The organism is Coleofasciculus sp. F4-SAH-05, from assembly GCF_040222985.1.
GTDB classification, from domain to species: domain Bacteria; phylum Cyanobacteriota; class Cyanobacteriia; order Cyanobacteriales; family Coleofasciculaceae; genus Coleofasciculus; species Coleofasciculus chthonoplastes.
Window position 1 is genome coordinate 45622 of sequence record NZ_JAVKBY010000097.1, and the last position, 21720, is coordinate 67341.

Annotated in this window: 21 protein-coding genes and 1 tRNA gene; 7 read left to right on the forward strand and 15 right to left on the reverse strand. The window is 45.4% G+C overall.

What is annotated here, in order from left to right:
- Window positions 1–84: 84 nt before the first annotated feature.
- Window positions 85–1824 carry a CocE/NonD family hydrolase gene (locus tag RIG27_RS12505; RefSeq protein ID WP_446345548.1) on the reverse strand — a complete coding sequence of 580 codons (1740 nt, stop codon included), beginning with the start codon at window positions 1822–1824 and terminating at the stop codon, window positions 85–87.
- A 76-nt stretch (window positions 1825–1900) separates the two neighbouring features.
- Here RIG27_RS12505 and RIG27_RS12510 point away from each other — a divergent pair, with 76 nt between their 5' ends.
- Window positions 1901–2044: a hypothetical protein gene (locus RIG27_RS12510; protein WP_446345550.1), complete on the forward strand. Its 144-nt coding sequence runs from the start codon at window positions 1901–1903 to the stop codon at window positions 2042–2044.
- A gap of 154 nt (window positions 2045–2198) precedes the next feature.
- On the opposite strand, the gene RIG27_RS12515 is transcribed toward RIG27_RS12510, so the two are convergent.
- Window positions 2199–2651: a cupin domain-containing protein gene (locus RIG27_RS12515; RefSeq protein ID WP_446342277.1), complete on the reverse strand. Its 453-nt coding sequence runs from the start codon at window positions 2649–2651 to the stop codon at window positions 2199–2201.
- Window positions 2652–2677: 26 nt separating this feature from the next.
- On the opposite strand from RIG27_RS12515, the gene RIG27_RS12520 reads away from it, so the two are divergent.
- Window positions 2678–2830, forward strand: a complete 153-nt coding sequence (locus RIG27_RS12520) for a hypothetical protein (RefSeq protein ID WP_446345552.1) — start codon at window positions 2678–2680, stop codon at window positions 2828–2830.
- Here the strand turns inward: RIG27_RS12520 and RIG27_RS12525 are convergent.
- The 4 genes from RIG27_RS12525 to psaC form a co-directional block, all read right to left on the reverse strand.
- Window positions 2804–3574 (reverse strand): cysteine hydrolase family protein, encoded by a 771-nt coding sequence (locus tag RIG27_RS12525; RefSeq protein WP_446345554.1) that lies wholly within the window; start codon window positions 3572–3574, stop codon window positions 2804–2806. The two genes, RIG27_RS12520 and RIG27_RS12525, sit on opposite strands and share 27 nt — an antisense overlap.
- 482 nt (window positions 3575–4056) lie before the next feature.
- On the reverse strand, window positions 4057–6009 hold the full coding sequence (gene glmS, locus RIG27_RS12530; protein WP_446345556.1) for a glutamine--fructose-6-phosphate transaminase (isomerizing): 1953 nt from the start codon (window positions 6007–6009) through the stop codon (window positions 4057–4059).
- Window positions 6010–6127: 118 nt separating this feature from the next.
- Window positions 6128–7285: an RRXRR domain-containing protein gene (locus tag RIG27_RS12535; protein ID WP_446345558.1), complete on the reverse strand. Its 1158-nt coding sequence runs from the start codon at window positions 7283–7285 to the stop codon at window positions 6128–6130.
- 505 nt (window positions 7286–7790) lie between these two features.
- Entirely contained in the window at window positions 7791–8036 is a 246-nt protein-coding gene (gene psaC / locus RIG27_RS12540; protein WP_006616272.1) for a photosystem I iron-sulfur center protein PsaC, read from the reverse strand.
- Between the two features lie 436 nt (window positions 8037–8472).
- Between psaC and RIG27_RS12545 the strand changes: the two genes are divergently transcribed.
- Complete coding sequence (locus tag RIG27_RS12545) at window positions 8473–8778, forward strand: DUF3288 family protein (RefSeq protein WP_006099781.1); 306 nt, start codon at window positions 8473–8475, stop codon at window positions 8776–8778.
- A 221-nt stretch (window positions 8779–8999) separates the two neighbouring features.
- Here RIG27_RS12545 and RIG27_RS12550 read toward each other — a convergent pair whose 3' ends face one another.
- From RIG27_RS12550 to RIG27_RS12560, 3 genes are all read right to left on the reverse strand, one after another.
- Window positions 9000–9728 (reverse strand): Uma2 family endonuclease, encoded by a 729-nt coding sequence (locus RIG27_RS12550; protein ID WP_446342284.1) that lies wholly within the window; start codon window positions 9726–9728, stop codon window positions 9000–9002.
- A gap of 74 nt (window positions 9729–9802) precedes the next feature.
- Window positions 9803–11212 carry an MlaD family protein gene (locus RIG27_RS12555; protein ID WP_446345561.1) on the reverse strand — a complete coding sequence of 470 codons (1410 nt, stop codon included), beginning with the start codon at window positions 11210–11212 and terminating at the stop codon, window positions 9803–9805.
- 95 nt (window positions 11213–11307) lie between these two features.
- Complete coding sequence (locus RIG27_RS12560; protein WP_446345596.1) at window positions 11308–12090, reverse strand: ABC transporter ATP-binding protein; 783 nt, start codon at window positions 12088–12090, stop codon at window positions 11308–11310.
- A gap of 306 nt (window positions 12091–12396) precedes the next feature.
- Between RIG27_RS12560 and RIG27_RS12565 the strand changes: the two genes are divergently transcribed.
- The gene (locus RIG27_RS12565; protein ID WP_446345563.1) at window positions 12397–13014 is read left to right on the forward strand and encodes a Uma2 family endonuclease; all 618 of its coding nucleotides are present in this window, start codon (window positions 12397–12399) and stop codon (window positions 13012–13014) included.
- Between the two features lie 66 nt (window positions 13015–13080).
- Here the strand turns inward: RIG27_RS12565 and RIG27_RS12570 are convergent, their stop codons facing one another.
- A complete protein-coding gene (locus RIG27_RS12570; RefSeq protein WP_446345565.1) occupies window positions 13081–15444 on the reverse strand; it encodes a WD40 domain-containing protein in 2364 nt (787 codons plus the stop codon).
- 37 nt (window positions 15445–15481) lie between these two features.
- On the reverse strand, window positions 15482–16459 hold the full coding sequence (locus RIG27_RS12575) for a hypothetical protein (protein ID WP_446345567.1): 978 nt from the start codon (window positions 16457–16459) through the stop codon (window positions 15482–15484).
- On the opposite strand from RIG27_RS12575, the gene RIG27_RS12580 reads away from it, so the two are divergent.
- The gene (locus RIG27_RS12580; RefSeq protein WP_446345569.1) at window positions 16449–16619 is read left to right on the forward strand and encodes a hypothetical protein; all 171 of its coding nucleotides are present in this window, start codon (window positions 16449–16451) and stop codon (window positions 16617–16619) included. The genes RIG27_RS12575 and RIG27_RS12580 overlap by 11 nt on opposite strands.
- A gap of 43 nt (window positions 16620–16662) precedes the next feature.
- Here the strand turns inward: RIG27_RS12580 and bchI are convergent, their stop codons facing one another.
- From bchI to RIG27_RS12600, 4 genes are all read right to left on the reverse strand, one after another.
- A complete protein-coding gene (bchI, locus tag RIG27_RS12585; protein ID WP_446345571.1) occupies window positions 16663–17757 on the reverse strand; it encodes a magnesium chelatase ATPase subunit I in 1095 nt (364 codons plus the stop codon).
- A 112-nt stretch (window positions 17758–17869) separates the two neighbouring features.
- Window positions 17870–18898, reverse strand: coding sequence for a hypothetical protein (locus RIG27_RS12590; RefSeq protein WP_446345573.1), 1029 nt, complete (start codon window positions 18896–18898; stop codon window positions 17870–17872).
- A gap of 8 nt (window positions 18899–18906) precedes the next feature.
- A complete protein-coding gene (locus RIG27_RS12595) occupies window positions 18907–19947 on the reverse strand; it encodes a hypothetical protein (protein ID WP_446345575.1) in 1041 nt (346 codons plus the stop codon).
- Between the two features lie 135 nt (window positions 19948–20082).
- Window positions 20083–20742: an Npun_F0813 family protein gene (locus RIG27_RS12600; RefSeq protein ID WP_446345577.1), complete on the reverse strand. Its 660-nt coding sequence runs from the start codon at window positions 20740–20742 to the stop codon at window positions 20083–20085.
- Between the two features lie 452 nt (window positions 20743–21194).
- Here RIG27_RS12600 and RIG27_RS12605 point away from each other — a divergent pair.
- A tRNA-Arg gene (locus RIG27_RS12605) sits at window positions 21195–21268 on the forward strand.
- A gap of 154 nt (window positions 21269–21422) precedes the next feature.
- On the forward strand, window positions 21423–21686 hold the full coding sequence (locus RIG27_RS12610) for a glutaredoxin family protein (protein ID WP_446345579.1): 264 nt from the start codon (window positions 21423–21425) through the stop codon (window positions 21684–21686).
- Window positions 21687–21720 lie beyond the last annotated feature (34 nt).

The following is a 21720-nucleotide window of genomic DNA, read 5'->3' on the forward strand; positions in this document are numbered from 1 at the left end:
TAGCTGGGGAATTGTCGAATCCTGGTTGAGTGGTTAGTTCAGCCTTTTCGTCGCCTCAATAAAACTCAATCATATAAGATAAACTTAAGCGATTGGTAACAAAAGTTTTGATGTCAAGTTTCCACCACAATTCACCGTAAGTGTAATGATTTGAGCTTCCATCAAGGACATTGCAGCAGACGATATGCCTGTTCCTGGATTCACCGGATAGGCTGGAAAACAAGCGGCGCTTAGACTCAGACGTAATCCATTCCCTTTGGTAATTTTCATACAAGTCGGCTGGAGTTCAATCCTAACAGGTTTTATTTCTTGACCCAGACTTACAGTCGCATACCCCTGAGTGAAATTATAAACCATCCCATTCGGAAGCACTTCAGATAACACGGCACAGAGGTCAAAACTGGATGTATCGGAATAGCAAAAAACCTCAATTGCAACATCACCCATTAGATGTAAATCTTCAGCAAACGGTGCCGAATTATACGTTAAAACATCGGTGCGACTATCAATTGCAGACCGATCAAACGACCCAGCCGGGATTGTCGCATGACCTCCCCACGCTGGAACTGGACGCCACGGATCATGAACAAATACATCGGTTGCAGCAGGTAATACAGGCAATTTTGCCGGAGATTCAGATTGGGGAATAATATCAAGTCCGCCTAAACTATCATTATTCCCTTCTTTCTGACCTTCTGCCTTGTCTCCACCCAAGCGTGAGTCTTCCACCGGACAGGATAGGAGAGTCCCGGAATCGTCTCGCACACTGGCTAAACCTGTACTGCTAAGAAAGTAGGATTTCTGATTATCTTGTAACCACGAATCAAAATAACGCCATTGATTACTCCCCATTTCAAATAAATAGACAGGCGGTTTGTCCAACAATCCGGTATCAATCCCCTTGAGAAACTGGTCAAACCAACGCACTTGTAACCTATCCACAGGACTTACCGCCTCTGCGCCAAAATCTCTTGCCCCAACTTTCCTTCCCCAAGGCAGATGCGCCCAAGGTCCTATAATCAGATGCTGGGGAAATTTACTCCGATTTGCCAGGTCTTTATAGAGACGCAGATTACCCCGCAGATACGGATCAAACCAGCCACCAATATGCAGCATCGGCAAGTCTACACCATCGAGGTTAGGTGAGAGTTTTTGCCAATAATCTCCGGGTTCAGGATGATTTAGCCATTCATCATAAAAAGAATTTGGTGTATATTTATTTAAACATTCGGTAAATCGGGGAGATAGGTCATAAAAGGGCAAATTGCGAGATGCCGCATAGAGAATTTGATAGGCAATCGGATCATTTTTAAATCGGGCAGTTTCGGCGGCTAACTGTACACCCCACCCAAAATTAATGTGGAAACAAAATGCCCCATTTTCATACGCCCAATCTGCATATAAATCATACGCCATCATTGCCGGACAAATTGTTTTCAACGCGGGCAGATTTGCTGATGCCGCATACAGTTGAGTCATCCCCTGATAAGAAAAGCCATACATGCCCACCTGTCCGTTGCTACCGGGTAACTGCGACACCCAGTTAATGGTATCAATTCCATCAGCAACCTCGTGGGTAAATAGCTGAAACTCTCCCACAGATGTCCCCCGTCCCCGCACATCCTGAATTACGACAATATACCCCTGGGCGGCATACCAGAAGGGATGGGCATAGACGACAGTGGATGCGATCGCTTTTCCGTAAGGTTGTCGCATCAGGAGTACGGGCAAGTCTGTATCAGTATCGGGATAGTAAATATCAGCATCTAGGCGAATTCCATCGCGGGTTAATATTGATGCGGTTTGTTTATGAATTTTTGTCATTTGTCATTTGTCATTTGTCATTTGTCATTTGTTATTGGCATAATAAAAAAAAGAATAGTTTACTGATAATATTAATATGACAGCCAATCCTCGCGTTACCGTCTGGAATGAGTATCAAGTGGAAAAACAACAACCTGAGGTTGCCAAGATTTATCCTGATGGAATTCATCACGCGATCGCGCAACAAGGGATTAGGGATTGGAAAAAAGGGAAAGTGTAGAGACGCGCCATGGCGCGTCTGTCATGGCGCGTCTGTAGGGGCGGGTTTAGGGACTTTCTTTTGGCTATTGATAATAACATTTGTGCAAAACCCGCCCTGACTGTTCCAGACGTAGTATACTATATCTCTACCACCCTACCCTATTCCCTGTGTCCTAACACGAAACCACAGCATCAGTACGTCCTAATACACGAAAATCTTCCTCATCCAAATCTACAGGTATACCGCTGCGAATAAGTTCGACAAAATCCTCATTAGGAACCATAAAACATAACGCATATAAACGACCTTGACCTGTATTTATAATTTCATGAATACCCGTTGGCGGGACTAATAAACTATCTCCTGCCCGAAATGGCACATTTTTGCCATCACAACGGGCAATTCCTTCCCCTTTAAGGATAAAAAACATTTCTACAGCAATTTGATGACGATTCGGGGGAGTTTTGCCGCCTTGATCAAAAATCTCCACACAAACGGTTAGTGATGAATCCGCGATCGCCGGATCAAAGATAATGGCTAAACGGTTGCTATCCTGGGGACTAATGCGATAGGATTGGTAGTCCTTGGGGGATTTCATAACGGGAATCATACAACGGGATTCCATGGGAATTTTCTCCTAAAATTGTTCATTTGTCATTGGTCATTTGTCATTGGTCATTTGTCATTGGTTATTTGTTATTTATCATTGGTCATTCGTCAACCGTGATTATTTCCTTCTCCCTTGCTACTTTACTCCTTCCCTTCTGCCTTTTTGGACTAGGCTTTTATCGCTTTAAGCAGTAATTGAGAATCGCTGGTAAAGCCAAAGCATTGATTAACATTATAAATAGTGGCTTTAAAGCAGTAATCAGGAGACGTTGTTGCCGCACAATCTTTGAGCAAAACACAATCATACCCCAGGAAGTTAGCATCTTGTAATGTTGCCATGACACATTGATCAATGTTGACGCCAGCAAAGAAAAGAGTGGTTTTGCCCATATTGCGTAAAATACTATCTAAGGGAGTATCCCAGAAACCACTCATGCGATATTTGTCAATATAAATATCTTCGGGTTGGTGGTTTAATCCATCCACAATTGCGGCAGCCCAACTGTCTTTCGTTAGCACTTTTGCCCCATTTTTGGGCAAGGGATCACCGAGTCCAATTCCTGCACCTGTGGGATTATAAACATGGCGCAATCCAGCACTGATATTGAGTAAGTCGGGACGATTTCCCCAGTTCACCCAAATCACAGGAACATTCATATCTCGTAACTGAGGAAGCAACGCGGTTAGGGATGCAATTGGAGTACGGGCGGGGGTTACGTCTACGCCAATATGGGCTAACCAGCCATCGGGATGACAGAAGTCATTTTGCATGTCGATGATCAGGATGGCAGATTTGACTAAATCCAGGCGCAGGCTTTTGGTTTCTGTGGTGAGGGTAATGGGGTGAGGGGTTAGGGAGGGGCGAGTGAGATCCGCGATCGCATCATTCACTCCCCAAGCATTGGGGGCGACACCTAATGTCCGTAACGGTTGATTCATGATAGTTCAGTCATGATAGATACGCCAATCATTGTACCCAGGATTGCACGGCTGACTAAACATAAGCCAAAATAGAAGAATGCGATCATTGACATGTCTAATGCGATCGCGCTTCGCCAGGGGACATACCATTAAAGTGAATAGCACTGACTTTAGAGTTTATAGTAAGCGCTAAAGTGCTTCTGACACGCTTCGTGCCTACTACGAACAAAGTATTGATTTATCAAGTTTTATCCGTGAGTTTTACTAGGTTTAATCGGGTTTCAGATCAATTTGAGCGATATTTATGAAAACGTCAATTTTGCCGATAGTGAGGAATAGAAGTATAGTGGCGAAATGTCATGCTGAACGGAGCGACAGCGGAGTGAAGCATCTCGACCTAAGTAGTAGAACGGTCAACAACCCCACCCACAAGGGGATGGGGCATCTGTATAATAAGCTGTTCGGCATTTCTTTTTACTCTAGAACATAACGTTTGGCACTTATTCCACCGTGACTGATTTTGCCAAATTCCTAGGCTGATCCACATCTAAACCCCGCCGCGCCGCAATATGATATGCCAAAAGTTGTAAAGGCATTACTGCCAAAATTGGAGACAGTAATTCTTCAACAACGGGTACCGATAATAAAATATCAAAGGTTTGAGCCGCTTCTGGATCATGCATGGGTGTCACCCCAATTAATCGCGCATCTCGCGCCTTGGCTTCTTGGGCATTAGATAGCACCTTTTCATACACAGTACCCGGCATCGCGATCGCAACCACGGGTACTTTAGCATCTAAGAGGGCAATGGGTCCGTGTTTCATCTCCCCAGCTGGATACCCTTCGGCGTGAATATAGCTGACTTCCTTAAGCTTCAACGCCCCTTCTAAGGCAATGGGGAAATTAATCCCACGCCCCAAAAAGATGAAATCTTGGGTTTCGTCAAACTCATGGGCTAATTCTTCCAGATAATGTTCCTGACGCGATAACACCAACTCAATCTGGGAGGGAAGTTGACGCAACCCAGCAATAATTTCGGCAATCCGTGACGGGGGTAGGGTTTGGCGTTGATAGGCTAAATCCAGAGCTAAACAGTAAAATACCACCAATTGAGTGACAAAGGTTTTCGTTGCCGCCACACCAATTTCCATTCCCGCAAACGTCTCAATAATATGCGGGACTAAATGCGCCAGAGAACTCTCGGAACGATTGGTAATCCCCACCAGTCGCGGCTGATACTCTTGTCCTAAACCAGTACGCCGTCGTTTTTCCATCTCCAACGCCGCTAAGGTATCAGCAGTTTCTCCCGATTGAGTAACGCCAAGGGTGAGGGTATTGCGCGTCAAGGGTGAGGGGGCATAGCGGAATTCTGAGGCATATTGTACCATCGTGGGAATTCCAGCGAGTTGTTCGATCAGGTATTTCCCCACCAGACTGGCGTGCCAACTGGTACCACAGGCTAATATCTGGACGTGTTCTAAGTTTTCATACAACGACTCAGGAAGTCCCAATTGTATCGGCGTGGTTATGGATGGGGTGTCTCCGGCGACTGGGTTTTGATCAGGTATTGGGCTACTGCTATCATTTTCTCCCGCAGACCAATCACTGCTAATATAAGCTTCTAAACAAGTTCGCACTACACCCGGTTGCTCAAAAATTTCTTTGAGCATGAAATGACGGAATCCCTGTTTTTCGACTTGTACGGGATTCCAGTTGAGGGTGCGGGGGAATTTGCGAAGACGTTCCCCAGCAAAGTTATAGACTTCTGCCCCTAGGGGGGTTAACCGTGCCAGTTCCCCATTCTCTAGGTTCAATACCGCATGGGTGTGGGGGACGAGGGCGGGAGTATCGGAGGCACAGAAGAATTCCCCTTGACCAAATCCCAGGATTAAAGGAGCCTGTTGTCGTGCGACAATCAGTTCATCGGGATAGTCGGCACAAATAATCGCGATCGCAAACGCACCATGGAGTTGATTCACCGCTTGGCGCACGGCGTCTAGGAAGGCATTCGGGTGTTGAAAATCCGGGGTTGAGGGTTCGGGGAGAAACTCGGCAATCAGGTGGGGAATCACTTCGGTATCGGTATCAGAACGGAATTCATGTCCCCGTTTTTTCAAGTCTTCCCGTAATTCCCGATAGTTTTCCACGATGCCATTTTGCACCACCGCCACGCGCTGATGGGTATCGGTATGAGGATGGGCATTATATTCTTCCGGTTTTCCGTGAGTTGCCCAACGGGTATGTCCAATACCAAGTCGGGCTTGGTTATCGGTACGTTCCAGTTTTTCTCGTAAATTGTAGAGTTTGCCTTTAGCGCGAACGCACTGAATCTCCCCTTCCCAAACGGTGGCAATTCCGGCAGAATCATAGCCTCGATATTCGAGTCGTTCTAACCCTGCCATTAAAATATCTGTTGCTGGTTGCGTGCCGATATAACCGACGATTCCACACATTGAACTGCTCACTCCTCAAACATTATGCCTTCAACGTGTTCGCGGGAGTCCTCGGATTCAACGAAGTAATCCGAGGAGGGATAGCGGGACGCTGGAAGAATGGAGACGTCCATCTCCTTTACGCTACACATAAGCCGTTATTCCTCCTGATTAACTCGACTTTACTGGGGGCAAATTGCCCAATACGTTTCCAGGTGTAGTCACAAACAGAGATATTTTTGGTATCTTTAGTTTTAGTGAATCCGCCGACGTAGCCAATATAGACTTTTCCGGCTTTTTCGGCTTTTACCAAGTCACCAATCCTAACTCCAAACGGGGTGATTGTCCCACCTTTGCGCTTCCTTTTTCCTGACTTGTCCGGCACTTCAAAGTGCAATTGACGGCGGAAAAAACCATACTCTTTCCCCCGTTTTACTGCGCCAGGACGGGTAATGATTTTGAATGGGGAGGGAGTGATATTGACGCTGCCAAAGTGAGTGTAACCGCGAGAGTTAGAGCCATTAAACGGGACATACTTGATGAAATACCCGCAAGCCAATGCCACTCCATCAACTGCGTGGGTCTCCGGTTTGGCTATAGATTTGTTGGTCTTATCCTTCTCTAGACCTAGTTGGCTTCGGAGTTGAGATGTGCCGTTCCCATCCTTTGAGAAGCCTTCGCGGACGTAGACAGGGGCGATTTTTTCCATCTGGGATATTGCCCAATTTTGACCAGTCATCACCGGAGAGAAACCTTTGCCCGACTTGGCGCGTTTGCGTTTGGTCTGGTCTATGTCAGCTCTAACTCGCTCATAGCCAATTGCAGTTACCGGGAATATCGCCGCCAACTCTTTGACTACCCTTAACTCCAACTGCCGTGAGGCTTTAATGGATGGGGGGAGTTTGCACTGTTTGCGATTGTCGAACCTGCATTGGCGGTGGTTACGCAGTTTAAACGGAACGTCCCGGTTAATCCTTCTGCCTCGCCGAGACCGTCGTAGCATGGCGCGGGTCTCCATCCGCTTTTTAACGCGACCAAATGGAAGGATAAGATGCAATTGTAGCAGGGTACATTTAGCTGACTGGACACCGACGCCAGAGTACGATTTTCCCGGATCTACCCCAACAGCAATCGGTTGCACTGCTAGGCGCGATGGTGCGGTAAGTTGAACGTGGTATACGCCCAAGTCCGACCATTTCCCGACCGCTTTGCCCTCTTTTATCCACCGCCTAGCCCTGGATGGCTTGGTGGGCATCAAGGGTTTTCCCTCTTTACTAACTACTGGAACACGATTCATAGAGATAATCCACTCGTGTAAATGTTTACGTCTCTTCAGGCATTGGCAAGGGTGTGTCCTGGATTTACCCAGTCAAGAGAGATTCCTGAACCTACATTTAAGCTGAACTAGAGAAACGTTCAGAAGTGATTGTCCCTTACCAACTCATGCCCTATTCATGTACAGACCGTCCAGGGAAGGTCTCTACTGCCAGGTTATCTCTGGCAATCCGCGTCTTCACGAAGTAAGGCGCGGTTCATGAACATCTTATGCGATACAGGCTAGAGGGCAACCCGTGGGAACGTCAAGAATCGTTACCAGGACTTACACAGACTTGACCGTTAAACCACTTATGTCGAAGGGACACGGCAGATCGTGTCCCTACGAAATTTGCCTTTTTGTATTCAAATTTACTGAAAAATTGGCAATTTTTAGTAGAGATACAGAAGCATTACCATGCAAGCCACAGCTCGAATATCAATGCCCCTGTATCCCTACAATGGTATAGATTGGTCTCAAAATACCCTTAGTAGGCAAGACCCATACTGCGGGTGGTTTCAGCGCCAAGATAAACCCGAACGCTCAAGAAATCAGTTGGACAAGCGGTTTCGCAGCGCTTGCAACCGATGCAGTCTTCGGTACGTGGAGACGAGGCAATCTGACCAGCTTTACAGCCATCCCAGGGTACCATCTCCAACACATCAAGGGGACAAGCCCGCACACATTGGGTGCAACCGATGCAAGTGTCGTAAATTTTGACGCTATGAGACATAGAATAACGACTCCAAACGAGAGTTATCAGTGATTGATTTAGATATCCTCCCCACGCTAACCCTAATTAAGGATAGTCAGGGATTCTAATGGCATACTGTTTACCTGATGACTCAGGTAAGGTGGTCACAGTCCCAACTTTTGACAAGCCCCCGTTATCCCTTATTCAAGTTAACGGTAGGTTCTGTGACAGTACGCAATCTATTATTGCAGATGGATCTGCTCACACACGGGCGATCGCTCTCGCTGTCTAATCAACGATTATGACAGGAGTATTCTCGCCGATCGCAGTAAGGCAGACAATGGATTAAGGCTTAGTTTACCGCAGCACTCTCATCTGTTTGAGGATTAAGTTACAGAACTTCAAACTCTGTAACATTTGCGGGGAACTTAAAGCGGACTAATAAAGAATAATGGCAAAAAAGTCAAGTACAATTATGTCATCAATCTTAGAAAACAAAGACCAACAACATCCCCAAGAAAAGAGCGATCGCGCCCTAGTGGATCGTCTCTTGGAAATCAAAGCAGATCCGACAGATTATCAGTTGACCGAATTGGCGCGATTACGGATTCGCTATTCTCGGTTTCCTGGCGCTAGAGAGATTCAACAGGGGCTCGAACGGATTCTCCAGCAGTGGAGTTTAACCGAAGACAGGTTATTTGAGTTAACCCGTCAAATTCACAGCCAGGGTCACGTTTATAAGCAACCTAAATCGGTCGAGACTCCAGATGACTGGAGTTAAAGTGTTACCCAGGTGATTATCATTCTCATTCAGATCTTCATTCTCAATAAGCCTGTCAATAAGCTCTCATCTTTTTGAGGCTTGAGGGGGGTAATGCAATGTAAGCCAAGCTTTTGAGCTGCTTGTCACCCCTTCAGGCTTTCAACATTTGCGTTGTAGTCTAAAGTCCAGTTAGAGTCTTTAGCCTTTAATCTTGTTTCCAGCTAACCTCTACCCTATTCCTAAACCTGAGAATTTCCCTCAGGGTTTATGTTTGCTTCTCGCAATAATTGTTCTAATCGATTAGCACGTTCAATTGCATTTGCTTTAGCCTGACGTTCTTGTTGCAGTTGTTCTTGTGCCGTTAACAGTCTCTCCTCTGGATTCAAATATCGCTCTCCTTGGTCATCATACCAATATAACCATTCTCGAGTAATTCCTTGGTAGGTTCCTTCCTCTCGACCGATGCCTAAATTCAGTTCAGATAACCAAATCGGTTCACCTTCCAATAATTGATAGTCTCCAGCTTCTAGCTTGTACACTTCTAAACGAGGTTTTCGTTTTCGGAATGGGTTATAGATAATATAGTACAAAACACCTAGTTTAATATAGTCTTTTTTCTTCTGCGTATATTCTCTGCGTCTCGTTTGCGATACAACTTCTAACACCATCATGGGAATTTTTTGTTCTTCCCATAACACGTAAGATAAACGTAAATCTGAATCAATGATTCTGGGAACTCCTAGACTAAGAAAAGCATCAGGAACAATGGCGGCTTCATCGGGAGCATAATAAATTCCCATGTCAATTCCCAAAAACCAATCCATTCTTTCTGACCAAATTAAGGCTAAAATCGCTTTAAGTAGGCTAGGTACTAAATTTTGTAATTCGTTGTCCACTGGTGTATCATCAGAATCAGGTAAGTCTTCAGCCGAAGGTAAACATTGTTTAGGATTATAGTTAACTAACATATTGTCTCAAATAATTTAACGTTGTACTGACTAAAGCTGGGAAACATCCTGGATTACACGGTGTTATCCTCACCCTACTGGCTATCAGAATCCGTTGTTGACTTTTTAGGAATTGGCGGCAATTTTTTCAGGATATGGTGATGGTGATTCAGTCGATGTTTAGACTTAGTTAACTCCTCATCAATAGATTGTGGATTAAGCTCACGGGATTTATCCACGACCTGAACCGCCGCCGTTGTAATTTCAGCACTGGCGGATTCTACAACTTGTGCCACCTCAATTTGCTGTTCCAATTGTTCCGTGGAAGAAACAAGTTCACTAAGTCCATTGACTAACTCTTTTAGATTTTGACGGAACGCCGGATCACCCGTTAAATCTTCCAAATCTGATGTAATCTTTTGCGTATTTTCAAAGGTTACCCGTGCTGAATCTAATAGCTGTTGCAATACGATAGCAGTGCTGGGACTGTCCAGAGAATTGGAGATATCGCGTAGATCAGCCGATAACTCCGCTGCATTAGCAGAGAGGGCGACTAAATTTTCGGAGGCGGTTTCGACGTTTTCAATGATGGTGCTGACATCCGCTTGATCGACTTGTGCATTGACTAAATCAATCGTCGTGTTGACATTTTCTAGGGTTGGTCTCAAGTCGCTTAACAGAACGCCCAACTGTTCGCTGGTTTGACTCACACTGGTTAACGTTCCGACTAAAACTGCTCGATTTCTGGTGACTAAATCATTTGTTGAGGCAATTAATCGATTGAGTTGCACAGCTGTCTGACTAAATTGATCCGCTGTATCGCCAATGCGTTGAGTTGTCTGGGTAGCCGCTGTGGTGATCGCATCAGACGCCTGAGAAAATCCGCCGACTTCTTGACGCACGGAACGCGATAATAAGGATAATTCACCCGCAAGTTGAGCGATACCACTGGCGGCGAGGGAGGCATTTTGGGCGAGAGAGTTGATGTTATTAAAAAATAGCGGATCGGTATAGATGGTGGTCAAGCGATCAGTATTGCGGAGAAGTTCAATAAAGCTAACCCCAATCTCACCCTCAATCTGCTCACCACTACAAATAATCACATCCGAATTGCATTCAGACTTCAGAGGGTTCATCGACTGAATATTCGAGGACACTTCCCGAAGTGGGGTAATATCTACCGAGGTTTCGCCAATTAAACCCGATTGATTGGCTTCAATGGCAACATCCTCTGGGATCACTAAGTCTTCTGATGCAATTTCGATGGTGACATCAACGCCGTTGGTTGTGGCTTGAATATCAGTAATGTTGCCCACATCAACCCCCCGATAGCGCACAGTGGCTCCTTCTTTCATCCCGGCGACGTTAGGAAAATTAACGACAAAGCTGTAACTGCGATCGCCAAATTTCAAACCCCGAATCCAAATCGCCAAGCCAGCAAGCACGGCGAGTCCAACTAGAATTAATAAGCCAACGGAGCCTTCTCGAATGGTTCGCGATCGCATGGTTTCTCCTCACTGTACCCTTATGTGGTAAATTGGCGGGCATTTGCCGGGATAGATGACAATGGCAAATGACCGATCAAGCCCTTGCCTTTATCCTAACCAACCACCTGAATTGGTCCGCTGGTACTGGCACTGAAAAATTGTCGCACCAGAGGATTATCTGTTGTATCAATCTCGCCGATAGGACCTTGCCACTGTACCTTGCCTTTGTAGAGAAACACAATTCGGTCAGTGGTACGGCGAATGGTACTATCTTGGTGAGTGACCATTACGTAAGTCTTACATCCGCCTTCAACACATTGCAGTTGACGAACTAAATCTTCAATCACAGTAGACGCGATCGGATCAAGTCCAGCCGTTGGTTCGTCATAGAGTAAAATTTCGGGGTTATCTTGGGGATTATCGGGGTTCGTCATAATCGCCCGGGCAAAACTCACCCGCCGCCGCATCCCGCCTGAAAGTTCAGCCGGATAGCGATCGGCAATTCCGGGTAACCCCACCATCTCTAGCTTCTCATCCACTAATTCCCGAATCCGCTCATCAGACAGTTTAGAATGCTGGTAGAGGAAAAACCCCACATTTTCACGGATGCTTAGGGAGTCAAACAAAGCAGACTGCTGGAACACCATACCGATGCCAATGGGATCTTTTGCATCTTCAATTAAACCCGAACGCTTTTGTCCTTGCACATAGACTTCACCCCCATCCAGTGGCATTAAACCCGCCATCATGCGTAGAATCGTAGATTTACCCGTCCCAGAGGGTCCAATAATACCTAAGGCTTCGCCCTGATAAATCGTCAGATCAACATTATCCAGGATGACATTACCCCCAAAGGATTTGGAGACTCCCTTTAGTTCAATCAGTGGTTCTTTCATAAGTAGGTGGACATACTTAAAGTGAACGGTGAAAATCGTCATTCGTCATTTGTCATTTGTCATTTGTAAGGGTTTGAGGTTTGTTTACAAAACTTAGTACAGTGACGTTTTCTTTTGTCCGACTACTTAGGGGGTTTCATTGATCGCATGATTTGGGGTGGACAACGCCGTTTTAATTGTAGCGATGGCTTTTAGAAAAATGCTGCAAAACGCTGTAAAAATTGCTCCGCGTCTGAAATGTCAGTCCTGATTGTGGGTATTCAAGCGGACATGATATAACTCAGGTATTGTTCAGGTTGTGGGACGATGATTCAAGCTATACCGAAACAATTAACATTTGACGAATTTATTGCCTGGTATCCAGAGAATTCAGAACATCGCTATGAACTGCACGACGGGGTAATTATTGCAGTGCCTAAACCAAGGGGGAAACATTCAGAAGTGGCTGGGTTTACATCTGGGGAACTGTTCCTGGAAATTCGGCGGTTTAAACTGCCTTATTTTATACCGAAAGAATGTGTGGTTAAACCAGCACGCGAGTCGAGTTATGAGCCGGATGTCATTGTTTTAGATAAGATTGGTGTGGCGAACAACGAACCTCGCTGGGAAAATGAATCTATTATTATGTTTGGAAATTCTATCCGTTTGGTTATAGAAGTGGTTTCCACGAATTGGAGTGATGATTATGCCCTGAAGTTGGAAGATTATGAGGCGATGGGCATTCCTGAGTATTGGATTGTAGATTATCTGGGATTAGGGGGTAGGCGTTATATTGGCAGTCCCAAGCAACCGACGTTTTCGGTTTACCAACTTGTTGATGGTGTGTACCAGGTGCAGCAGTTTCGGGGAGATGAGCGGATTGTGTCAGCAATTTTTCCAGAGTTGAACTTGACGGTTAATCAAATCTTTAGTGCTGGGGTGTGAAAACTGGCTGGGCGGTTGAAACCGCAGCTACACAAACAAAACCCGCCTGCGCGGGTTTCCAAATTCTTAATCTTTTGTTAGTTCTACTGCACCGAAAGTTTTGAGTGTGGTTTTCTCGGCTTCGGTTAAACCGATAACCCCCGTAATATTCATTCCCTCATAGGGTCTATCCCTTAGTGTTTTCAGACATTCACCTGTCTGAACATCCCAGAGCTTAAGTGAATTATCTTCACTACCGCTAGCAATAGTTTTACCATCTAGGCTGAATGCAACTGAATGTATCTCATCTGTGTGACCCCGCAGCACTTTGAAATATTCACCTGTTTTAGCATCCCAGAGCCTTACTGTTCGATCACGACTACCACTAGCAAGAATATTACCATCTGGACTAAAAGTCACTGACTCTACTATATCAGTATGACCTTGGCATACTTTTAGAATTTTACCTGTGCTAGTATCCCATAAGCCAACTGTTCCATTGGAACCCCCACTAGCAATAATTTGTCCATTTGGACTAAAATTAACTGATCTTATCCAACCCATGTTTGTGTTTAATACTTTGATACATATACCAAATTTAATATTCCATATCCTTATTGTTGTATCACCACTACCACTAACCAGCAATTCTCCATCTGGACTAAAAGCAACTGAAAATATCCAATTAGTATGACCACAAAGTTTTTTTAGACATTTAGTTGTATCTATATCCCAAATTTCAATTATGTCATCACTACCGCCACTAGCAATGGTCTTACCATTTGGACTAAATACAACAGCAGCCACCCAATTATGAGTTAGGATTTTTTTCAAACATTTACCTGTACTAACTTCCCACAAACGAACTGTTCCGTCATGACTACCACTGGCAAGTAAATGACCATCCGGACTAAAAGTTACTGAATGTATCTCTTTTGTATGCCCCGGAAAAATTTTTAAGCATTTACCAGTTTTTGTATTCCATAATTTTAATGTTTTATCGCTACTACTATTAACAACAGTATTGAAATCTGGACTGAATGCAACAGAATATATCCAATTATTTAATCCTTGCAGGCTTTTTAAGCAGTGACCAGTACTGGTATCCCACAGCCTTACTGCCTGGTCACGACCGTAAGTAGCAACAGTCTTCCCATCTGGACTAAAGATAGCTTGAACCCAACCGTCATGTCCCTTCAGAATTATTAGGCATTGACCAGTATTAACATTCCATAATCGCACTGTATGATCATGACTACCACTAGCTAATATCTCTCCATCTGGACTGAAAACTACTGAACATACAAAAAAATTATGTCCTTCCAATATCTTTAAGCACTTACCAGTATTAACATCCCATAGTCTTACTGTTTTATCTTCACCTCCCGTGGCAAGCAGTTTCCTGTTTGAACTAAAGGCTACTGACTTTACCCAACCTTCATGCATCTGAAAAACTTTCAGGCATTGACCAGTATTGACATCCCATAACCTTATCGTACCGTCATTGCTAGCACTATAAATTACCATGCCGTCTGAACTAAAAACTACTGCATTCACAGTACCTTCATGACCATGAAAAACTCTTAGGCATTGACCAGTATTGACATCCCATAACCTTACCGTATTGTCACAACCACCACTAACAACGATGTCACTAATAGGACTGAAGTTAACGGATAATATTGAATCACTATGTCCATGAATTTTTTTGATGCATTTACCAGTAATGGTATTCCAAAACTTCAGTATTTTTTCAGTACCACCACCAGCAATGACTTTTCCATCAGGACTAAATGTAACTGAGTAAACAGGATTTATACTTCCTTGACAGGTTAAAAATTCTCTGTAGTTTTTAGTTGAAAATAGGTAAATTCTACCACTATTATCACTTGTGGCTAAAACTTGTCCATCTGGACTAAATGCCACAGACCAAATAGCGCTTAAATTCTTACCAAACAAAGAGTCAGTTAGATTTGTTTTAGTGAAATTTACATCGCGCAAACTAACACTTGTAAAATCAGCGCTTTTAATAACTGCATGGCTGAGATCTCTACCTTCCAACGCACTCTGATCAACCTTCACCAGTAGTGTCGCCACATTCCCCCCAACATATCCCACTTCATCTTCACTTTTACCCTGTGTCGCTTCCAGAATTTCCAGCAGCGGAGTTGGAGAGGTTAAATCAACCATCGGTATAATCAAATCCATCACCGCCTTCGTCAACTTTGCTTGTCCTAATGTCTGGCGTAAATGCGATAATGGCTCACTCTTAAATCCCTTTAACGGCGCAATGGAAATTATCTTCCCCGCTTCATCTATCTGGCGATGAAAATAAGATGCCCAGGTATAATTATCAGGCGTAGCACTTGCATCAATAGAAGATTGGGCTTGAGCCAACTTAGTAAAATCAGCCGCCAATACCCCCAACTCGGCGGCAAATTTATACGCCACAAAAAACTCCAATAGCGATCGATGCGCTGGAGTATAATCACCATCTGCATTCCGATTCTAACCAGTCCAAATACTCCCGAAAATCTGCCGCTTCATCCAATAATTCATCAAAAGTATAACAAAATAAATCACGATTTTCCCGCGTTTCCACCGCATCACGGGCGGCGCGACTGATGCGGCGTGGGGTGACTAACCAGCCTTCATCGGTTCGTTGAGTATCCACTGATTCTCGCAAGGCGGTGACATCCCGAATTCCGGCTTCTCCCTCAATCCCCCTGACCAAAATCCGGTCATATCCGCGTCGGGCGGGAATGTTGACAATCCATTCAAAATGTGCATTACCCCAGATTTGATAGGGTTCAAAGTCATAACCCAGGGTTTCAAACCAGCCCTTCATCTGTTGGGCTAAACCAAACGCCGGACAGGGGATTTCGGTGGATGATTCCTGGGCTGATAATAGAGATTCTTGTGCCGCCAACCGCGCTATCTCGGTGCGAATTCCGGTTAAGGTGGGGAGTCTATCCAACCGTTGATGCAGGGTTCTCATCGATTTATGTAAGGAGTCGATTTTCTGGTTGGTGAGAACGTCTGCTGGAGTGCGCGATCGCTTGGCGACTTCAATGAATACGGTAGCAAATGCGGCAAATTCGCGCTTGGGGTCAATTCTTAATTCTCGGATTTCATCCCCTAAGGCGTATCCGTCGAGAAAGGCTTCCCCTTGTTGCAGGAGAATGGAGGGGTTATTGCGATCGAAGGCTTGGCGAAAAGCCTGTTGAATCTCTTTTTGGCGGAATAGTTGGAGAATTGGCTGGGGTTTGCCGATGCCATATTCGACAAAGGCGTATTGATAAATACTGGTAAAGTCAGGATGGGGATGTTCGGGATCGAGATTAAATTTTTTCAGGAGTTTGATGACGGTTTCGTCGCGTTCTAGCTTATTTTTGAGTAGGGGGGCGGCTGGACGTGCGATCGCGCTGATTGCAGTGATGATTGGGTCGAGGTTGATGGGGATCACGGCGCTGGATTTTTATGGGGGGGGTGCGGGTTTAATTATTATTTTAAATAGGGTTAATGATGGCTGTGTTCAGTTGATGGCGAAGACAGCGCAACTACAAGCGCAACTACAAGCGCAACTGCGAACGACGCGATCGCTTCGTCTTAAAACCTACACCTAGCGTCAGCCAAGTGTAGGTTGTTCGCCAATTTCCCCAATATACCTTAGCGAGATCCACTCACTGCCATGGCAGCATCGGCTTCTGGTTCCGTCTCCACCCCAAATACACGACCGAAGGCTTTTTGTACCTTGTAGCCTGAGTCAATCGACTCCAAGGGGTCTTTCCGCAAGCGGTGACGTAAGCATAGTGTAATCACCCGGCGAATATCATCCACTGTGACTTCCGTGCGCCCTTCAAAAGCAGCCAAGGCTTTGGCTGCACGGTTGGTGACAATATCCCCTCGCAATCCATCCACATCCAATTCTGAGCAAATCTCAGAAATATTCACCCGCATGTCATAGTCCATTTCAACTTGGGGCAGTTGCGCCTGGGCGGTGACGATTTGCTGCTGCAATGTCTCTTGGACTTCCTGGTGTTCTTTGATGTAATCCAAGGGATTTTTGTCAAACGCGGCGCGTTCCTCCACAATTTTTACCCGCAGCGTTGGCTCTTTGACCGTGCGGATTTCCGCGTGCATGCCGAAACGATCCAGGAGTTGCGGACGCAGTTCTCCTTCTTCCGGGTTGCCAGAACCCACCAACACAAAACGAGCCGGATGGCGAATGGAAATGCCTTCTCGTTCGACGGTATTCCAACCACTAGCCGCTGAGTCCAGTAGCACATCAACGAGGTGATCGTCAAGTAGATTTACTTCATCGACATAGAGGATACCGCGATTAGCTTTAGCTAACAGTCCGGGTTCAAAGGCTTTCACCCCTTCGGCTAATGCCTTTTCAATATCAATCGTGCCGCACACTCGGTCTTCGGTTGCGCCCAAGGGCAGATCAACCATCGGAACTTTTTTCTTGACTGTTGAATCAGATTGTACTTCTCCATTACTATTCATCCAGTCGGGTTCGTTGGGATCGCTATTGAAGGGATCGTCGGCAACCACCTCAATTTCCGGCAACAAGTCAGCCAACGCCCGAATGGTGGTGGACTTACCCGTACCGCGATCGCCCATAATCATTACTCCACCAATTTTGGGGTCAATGACATTCAGCAGGAGAGCCAGCTTCATTTCTGCTTGACCGACGATGGCGGTAAACGGAAAAACGACGCGACGAGCAGTCTTAGGGGCTTGGGCAGTCAGACTCACTTTGATTACCTGATAACCGATAAATCACGCCTTTTATTGTGCCACATCGATGGAACCTCTGGGAGAAGGGGTTAGGGGATGAGGGACGAATAACCAATGACAACATCTGCCCCTATTCAAGCAACGGTGCTGTTAACAATGAATAGACCTGACCATCAATCAAAAGGCGGGTAATGCCTTTGGCTTGTAGATAAGAACAGGTTTTCTGCAACATTTTCCCATCAGGCACTTTAATCACGCGCTGGGAACGGTTGGAAAAGCGTCGTGCCACCCTATGATTATCAAAAACTGGCAAAGTTTGTTGCTGGAATTCCTCAGCCGGAATACCTCCCAAGTCACTAAATTCTCGCAGAGGTCGCGCAATTAACTCGGCTGCTCGGTCTATCACTAAATAGCAGGGTTTCGGAAAAGAAGCTTCCGATAGGGGTAAAACCTGAATATTTGCCCCCCTGGGAACATGATTCGTCGTCAGAGGTTGTGGAATAGCACTATCTTCCTCATCCTCGTCTTCGTCCCAATCCTCCTCAAAATCCTCATCTAAATCCTCATCTAAATCCTCGTCTAAATCCTCGTCTAAATCCATTAAATCTTCATCTAACAAATCCTTTAGGTGGCTGGTTTCTGCCTGATCCATTTCTTCAAGCAGATCGTCTGAGTCTTCTGTATCCCTTTGAGTTTCTGTTCGATTAAACTCCAGAGGCAACTCACCTTGTTTTGCCTGGGATTCTACATCAGATTGATCAGTTACAGAAGAGCGTTTGCGCCGCCGACGTTGATTGGGATACTCAAATCCTGATTCTTCGTCTTCTGATTCTTCCTCTTCCGATTCTATAGATTCTTCCTCTTCCGATTCTATAGAGGGTTGGGGAGAGGGAGAAACCGACAATGATTTAGGTTCAATCCGTTCCACTAGCTTGGGTTTTGGCTTCGTCGCTGTCCCTGATCCTGGCGTGCGATTAGCTCGCTTTTGCTGGATGAGGGCTTCATAGTCCGACTCCAACAACGTGCTTTTGAGCAGGCGGCTAATCGTTGAATTACTGACACCATAACGATCAGCCAGGGTTGAGGTTGTCTCTTCTGGCTGTCGATACAAGTTCAAAATATTTTTTTTATCGGTTTCAGTTAGTTTTCTTGGACTCATAGCTAATTTTAAGTTCGCCGACGTGAACCGCGACGAGAACGACTAGAGACGTCATATTCCAGGGCAGCGCCTATGGCAAAAAGTAAGGCACTAAATATAAAGAAGACATCTAGGAGACCCCCACTTTCATATTCTTGACCACGAGCCTTAGCCAGAGCGCCATAAGCTTTAAACCCCATATCCGCAATGTATAGGGAAAATGTTGCTGCGGCAATCATGCGCCATGATTGGGCAAAGCGCCCCCCCCAAAATGCTAACAAAAGTGTTGAGGCAATGATGAGTAGGAAGACATCAAAAACGATGTATACAAAATTCAACGTTTTTGATAAAGGACTGAGGGCTTGATCCAAAGAAATAACCCAACCGGGCAACTTGCCAGTTTCTGGAACCTCAGCTTCAGGCGTTGCGGCAGCTTCAGTTGGGCTAACTGCCACCTGTGGTGAAAGAGAAGCCACCAATCGGGGGGATACTGTTGCTGTTGCTGACTCAGTTGTTGGCAAGACAGAATTGTTAGCCTCTGACTCTACGGCTACAGGAGGAGCTAATAAAACCCAAACGGCTAAAGCAATCCCCAAAGCAGCGATTAATCCCACCGTTACCCACTGCTTCCACTCTAAATTTAAGCGCCTCGGCAGAACGGCTAAAATCATGCCCCAACCAATACAGATATAAGAAATCACGTAAAAGAAATCGGCAGGGGATACATCTGGGTCAAGACCAAAGTATAGCTCCCATACGCCAAATATCACGTTGGCGATAAAGTAAAAAAGCATACCTAAACCAATTCCCAGCCAGACATTGCGTCCACTGGCAATCTGAGGGCTACGCCAATTTCTATAGCAGAGTAATGCAGCTCCTAAGAAGGGTAAACACTCCAGGAGATATGTGCTAAAGGAGTACCAAAAGGGATACTCTTCTCCCGGTGGTTTTACGCTAAACAGTAGAAAAAACAGCATAGACACTACTGCCCACCCAATTCCTAGATAGACGATATTCTGACCTGTCAGTAGGGATTGAGTTCCAGATGACTTATCTACAGAGCTGCTCATAATGCTTTCTTTATTTTGAAATCTCTAACAATGGCAATTACGTAAGCAATACTTATTTATAAACTTAGCGGCTGATGTCCTAAAATTCCATCTTGGCAACCATCCATGATACATTTATTTATCCTTGACGTTTCATTATTGCCACAACTTTCCTAGGGGAGAGGATTTGAGCCACTCCATAAACTGAGTTTGCTCATTTGCTGGCATATCCTGTAAGATATCGCCCACTCCTTCGGCAAAATTCGCATTGCCAAAGTATTCCTTGCCCAAGCGATAGAGTTCCTGCAATAGGGTAATCAGATGGTGTTCTTCCCACGGTGGAACTTGCAGGGTGTTGAGCGGATCGACGGTCAGTAAGTGATTCACGGCTTCCGGCGAATCGGCTTGGGGAAAATGCCATTGTTGAAAGACTTCCGTGATATCCTTCTGAAACAATCCCGCTTGCCTATTTCCGAGTAAATCTTCAACATCCAGGTAAACTGTTTGCAGCAGTAGGAGACAGGCTTGGGTATAGGGAGCAATTTTGGTATCTGGACCGCCTTCTGTACCTAATTGCTCTAGACGAATTTTTCCCCACACACTAAAGCGGTCTGTTTCTTCTAGTAAAACACAAGCTTTTCCCTGATTATCTGTCAAATCTCGCCAGAAGGAGCGGGCTTCTTCTTCCTGATGAGCGCGAAACACGCTGATCAAGCGAAAGGTTTGCCCTTGATAACTGAGAATCGGGATTTGCTGCTCTCGCTTCGGGTGCTGAATGCTAGAAATTTCAACATCCTGCCTTTTCAGAATAAACATAACACTGGCAAATGACTCCTGACCGGGCTAGGGTTGTGCTACAGGACGAGCTGTAATCTAATTAACCATCTTTCTTGTCTGTCTTGTCTGGTCTTGTCTGGGACTTGGGCGAGTGACACAGAAGCACATCCAGTTTGTGAGCCAATTTCCTAAACTGACATCTGTTTGTCGCAGCTAGATACCTCATCCATGCCCCAAAGTGTGAGTGGGATAGTTGACACAAGTTTTGCTCCATTATGTATGTATGTTGGTCTATAGTAGTTTACCTTGACCTCAAGCTGCTTGAGTCTTTAGTTTCCTCTAAGTATTGGGACAAACACCTCGCACCCTCGCTTGCAGCCGGGGGAGGATGTCAAAATGTTACAATCATTAACGATATCCTATATTTCTGCTACCCTGAATTACAATGAATCTTGCCAGTTAGGGGTTGAATTTTTGTATGATAAATCTATGCCCTCGTAGCTCAGGTGGATAGAGCAAGGGATTTCTAATCCTTTGGCCGTGGGTTCGAGTCCTACCGAGGGCGCTCTACAATTGGGGAAAAGGTGATGGGACACAGGTGGATGTTAGCGTTAGCGAAACCCAGCCGGACGCCGTCAGGGAGTTGGGTGTTAATCCAAACCGCTCCCACTCAAAACTGCCCCATCTTCATTTCTCTAGATGCTGTTGACCAATAACCAATGACGAATGACACCTTAATTTTGTACAGCAAACCGGGTTGCCACCTGTGCGAAGGTTTACAAGAAAAGCTGGAACAAGTTCAACAGTTAGATTTTCAGCTAGATGTGCGGGACATTACCCAGCGGGACGATTGGTTCCAAGCTTATCAATATCAAGTACCCGTGCTGTGTTATCACAAAGACGGAAAAGAAACACCGCTTCCTCGCCCTTCACCCCGTTTGAGTGTGCCGCAGTTAGAGAAAATGTTACAGAAATATTTGTAAGCCGGAAAAAACAGCAGCCGACTGGGTGTACGAA

What these genes read in the sequence shown, in the direction of transcription:
- RIG27_RS12505 (WP_446345548.1), bottom strand. Translation starts at nt 1,824, where the DNA reads ATGACAAAAATTCATAAACAAACCGCATCAATATTAACCCGCGATGGA.
- RIG27_RS12510 (WP_446345550.1), top strand. Translation starts at nt 1,901, where the DNA reads ATGACAGCCAATCCTCGCGTTACCGTCTGGAATGAGTATCAAGTGGAA.
- RIG27_RS12515 (WP_446342277.1), bottom strand. Translation starts at nt 2,651, where the DNA reads ATGGAATCCCGTTGTATGATTCCCGTTATGAAATCCCCCAAGGACTAC.
- RIG27_RS12525 (WP_446345554.1), bottom strand. Translation starts at nt 3,574, where the DNA reads ATGAATCAACCGTTACGGACATTAGGTGTCGCCCCCAATGCTTGGGGA.
- glmS (WP_446345556.1), bottom strand. Translation starts at nt 6,009, where the DNA reads ATGTGTGGAATCGTCGGTTATATCGGCACGCAACCAGCAACAGATATT.
- RIG27_RS12535 (WP_446345558.1), bottom strand. Translation starts at nt 7,285, where the DNA reads ATGAATCGTGTTCCAGTAGTTAGTAAAGAGGGAAAACCCTTGATGCCC.
- psaC (WP_006616272.1), bottom strand. Translation starts at nt 8,036, where the DNA reads ATGTCTCATAGCGTCAAAATTTACGACACTTGCATCGGTTGCACCCAA.
- RIG27_RS12545 (WP_006099781.1), top strand. Translation starts at nt 8,473, where the DNA reads ATGTCATCAATCTTAGAAAACAAAGACCAACAACATCCCCAAGAAAAG.
- RIG27_RS12550 (WP_446342284.1), bottom strand. Translation starts at nt 9,728, where the DNA reads ATGTTAGTTAACTATAATCCTAAACAATGTTTACCTTCGGCTGAAGAC.
- RIG27_RS12555 (WP_446345561.1), bottom strand. Translation starts at nt 11,212, where the DNA reads ATGCGATCGCGAACCATTCGAGAAGGCTCCGTTGGCTTATTAATTCTA.
- RIG27_RS12560 (WP_446345596.1), bottom strand. Translation starts at nt 12,090, where the DNA reads ATGAAAGAACCACTGATTGAACTAAAGGGAGTCTCCAAATCCTTTGGG.
- RIG27_RS12565 (WP_446345563.1), top strand. Translation starts at nt 12,397, where the DNA reads ATGATTCAAGCTATACCGAAACAATTAACATTTGACGAATTTATTGCC.
- RIG27_RS12580 (WP_446345569.1), top strand. Translation starts at nt 16,449, where the DNA reads ATGGGGATCACGGCGCTGGATTTTTATGGGGGGGGTGCGGGTTTAATT.
- RIG27_RS12590 (WP_446345573.1), bottom strand. Translation starts at nt 18,898, where the DNA reads ATGAGTCCAAGAAAACTAACTGAAACCGATAAAAAAAATATTTTGAAC.
- RIG27_RS12595 (WP_446345575.1), bottom strand. Translation starts at nt 19,947, where the DNA reads ATGAGCAGCTCTGTAGATAAGTCATCTGGAACTCAATCCCTACTGACA.
- RIG27_RS12600 (WP_446345577.1), bottom strand. Translation starts at nt 20,742, where the DNA reads ATGTTTATTCTGAAAAGGCAGGATGTTGAAATTTCTAGCATTCAGCAC.
- RIG27_RS12610 (WP_446345579.1), top strand. Translation starts at nt 21,423, where the DNA reads ATGACGAATGACACCTTAATTTTGTACAGCAAACCGGGTTGCCACCTG.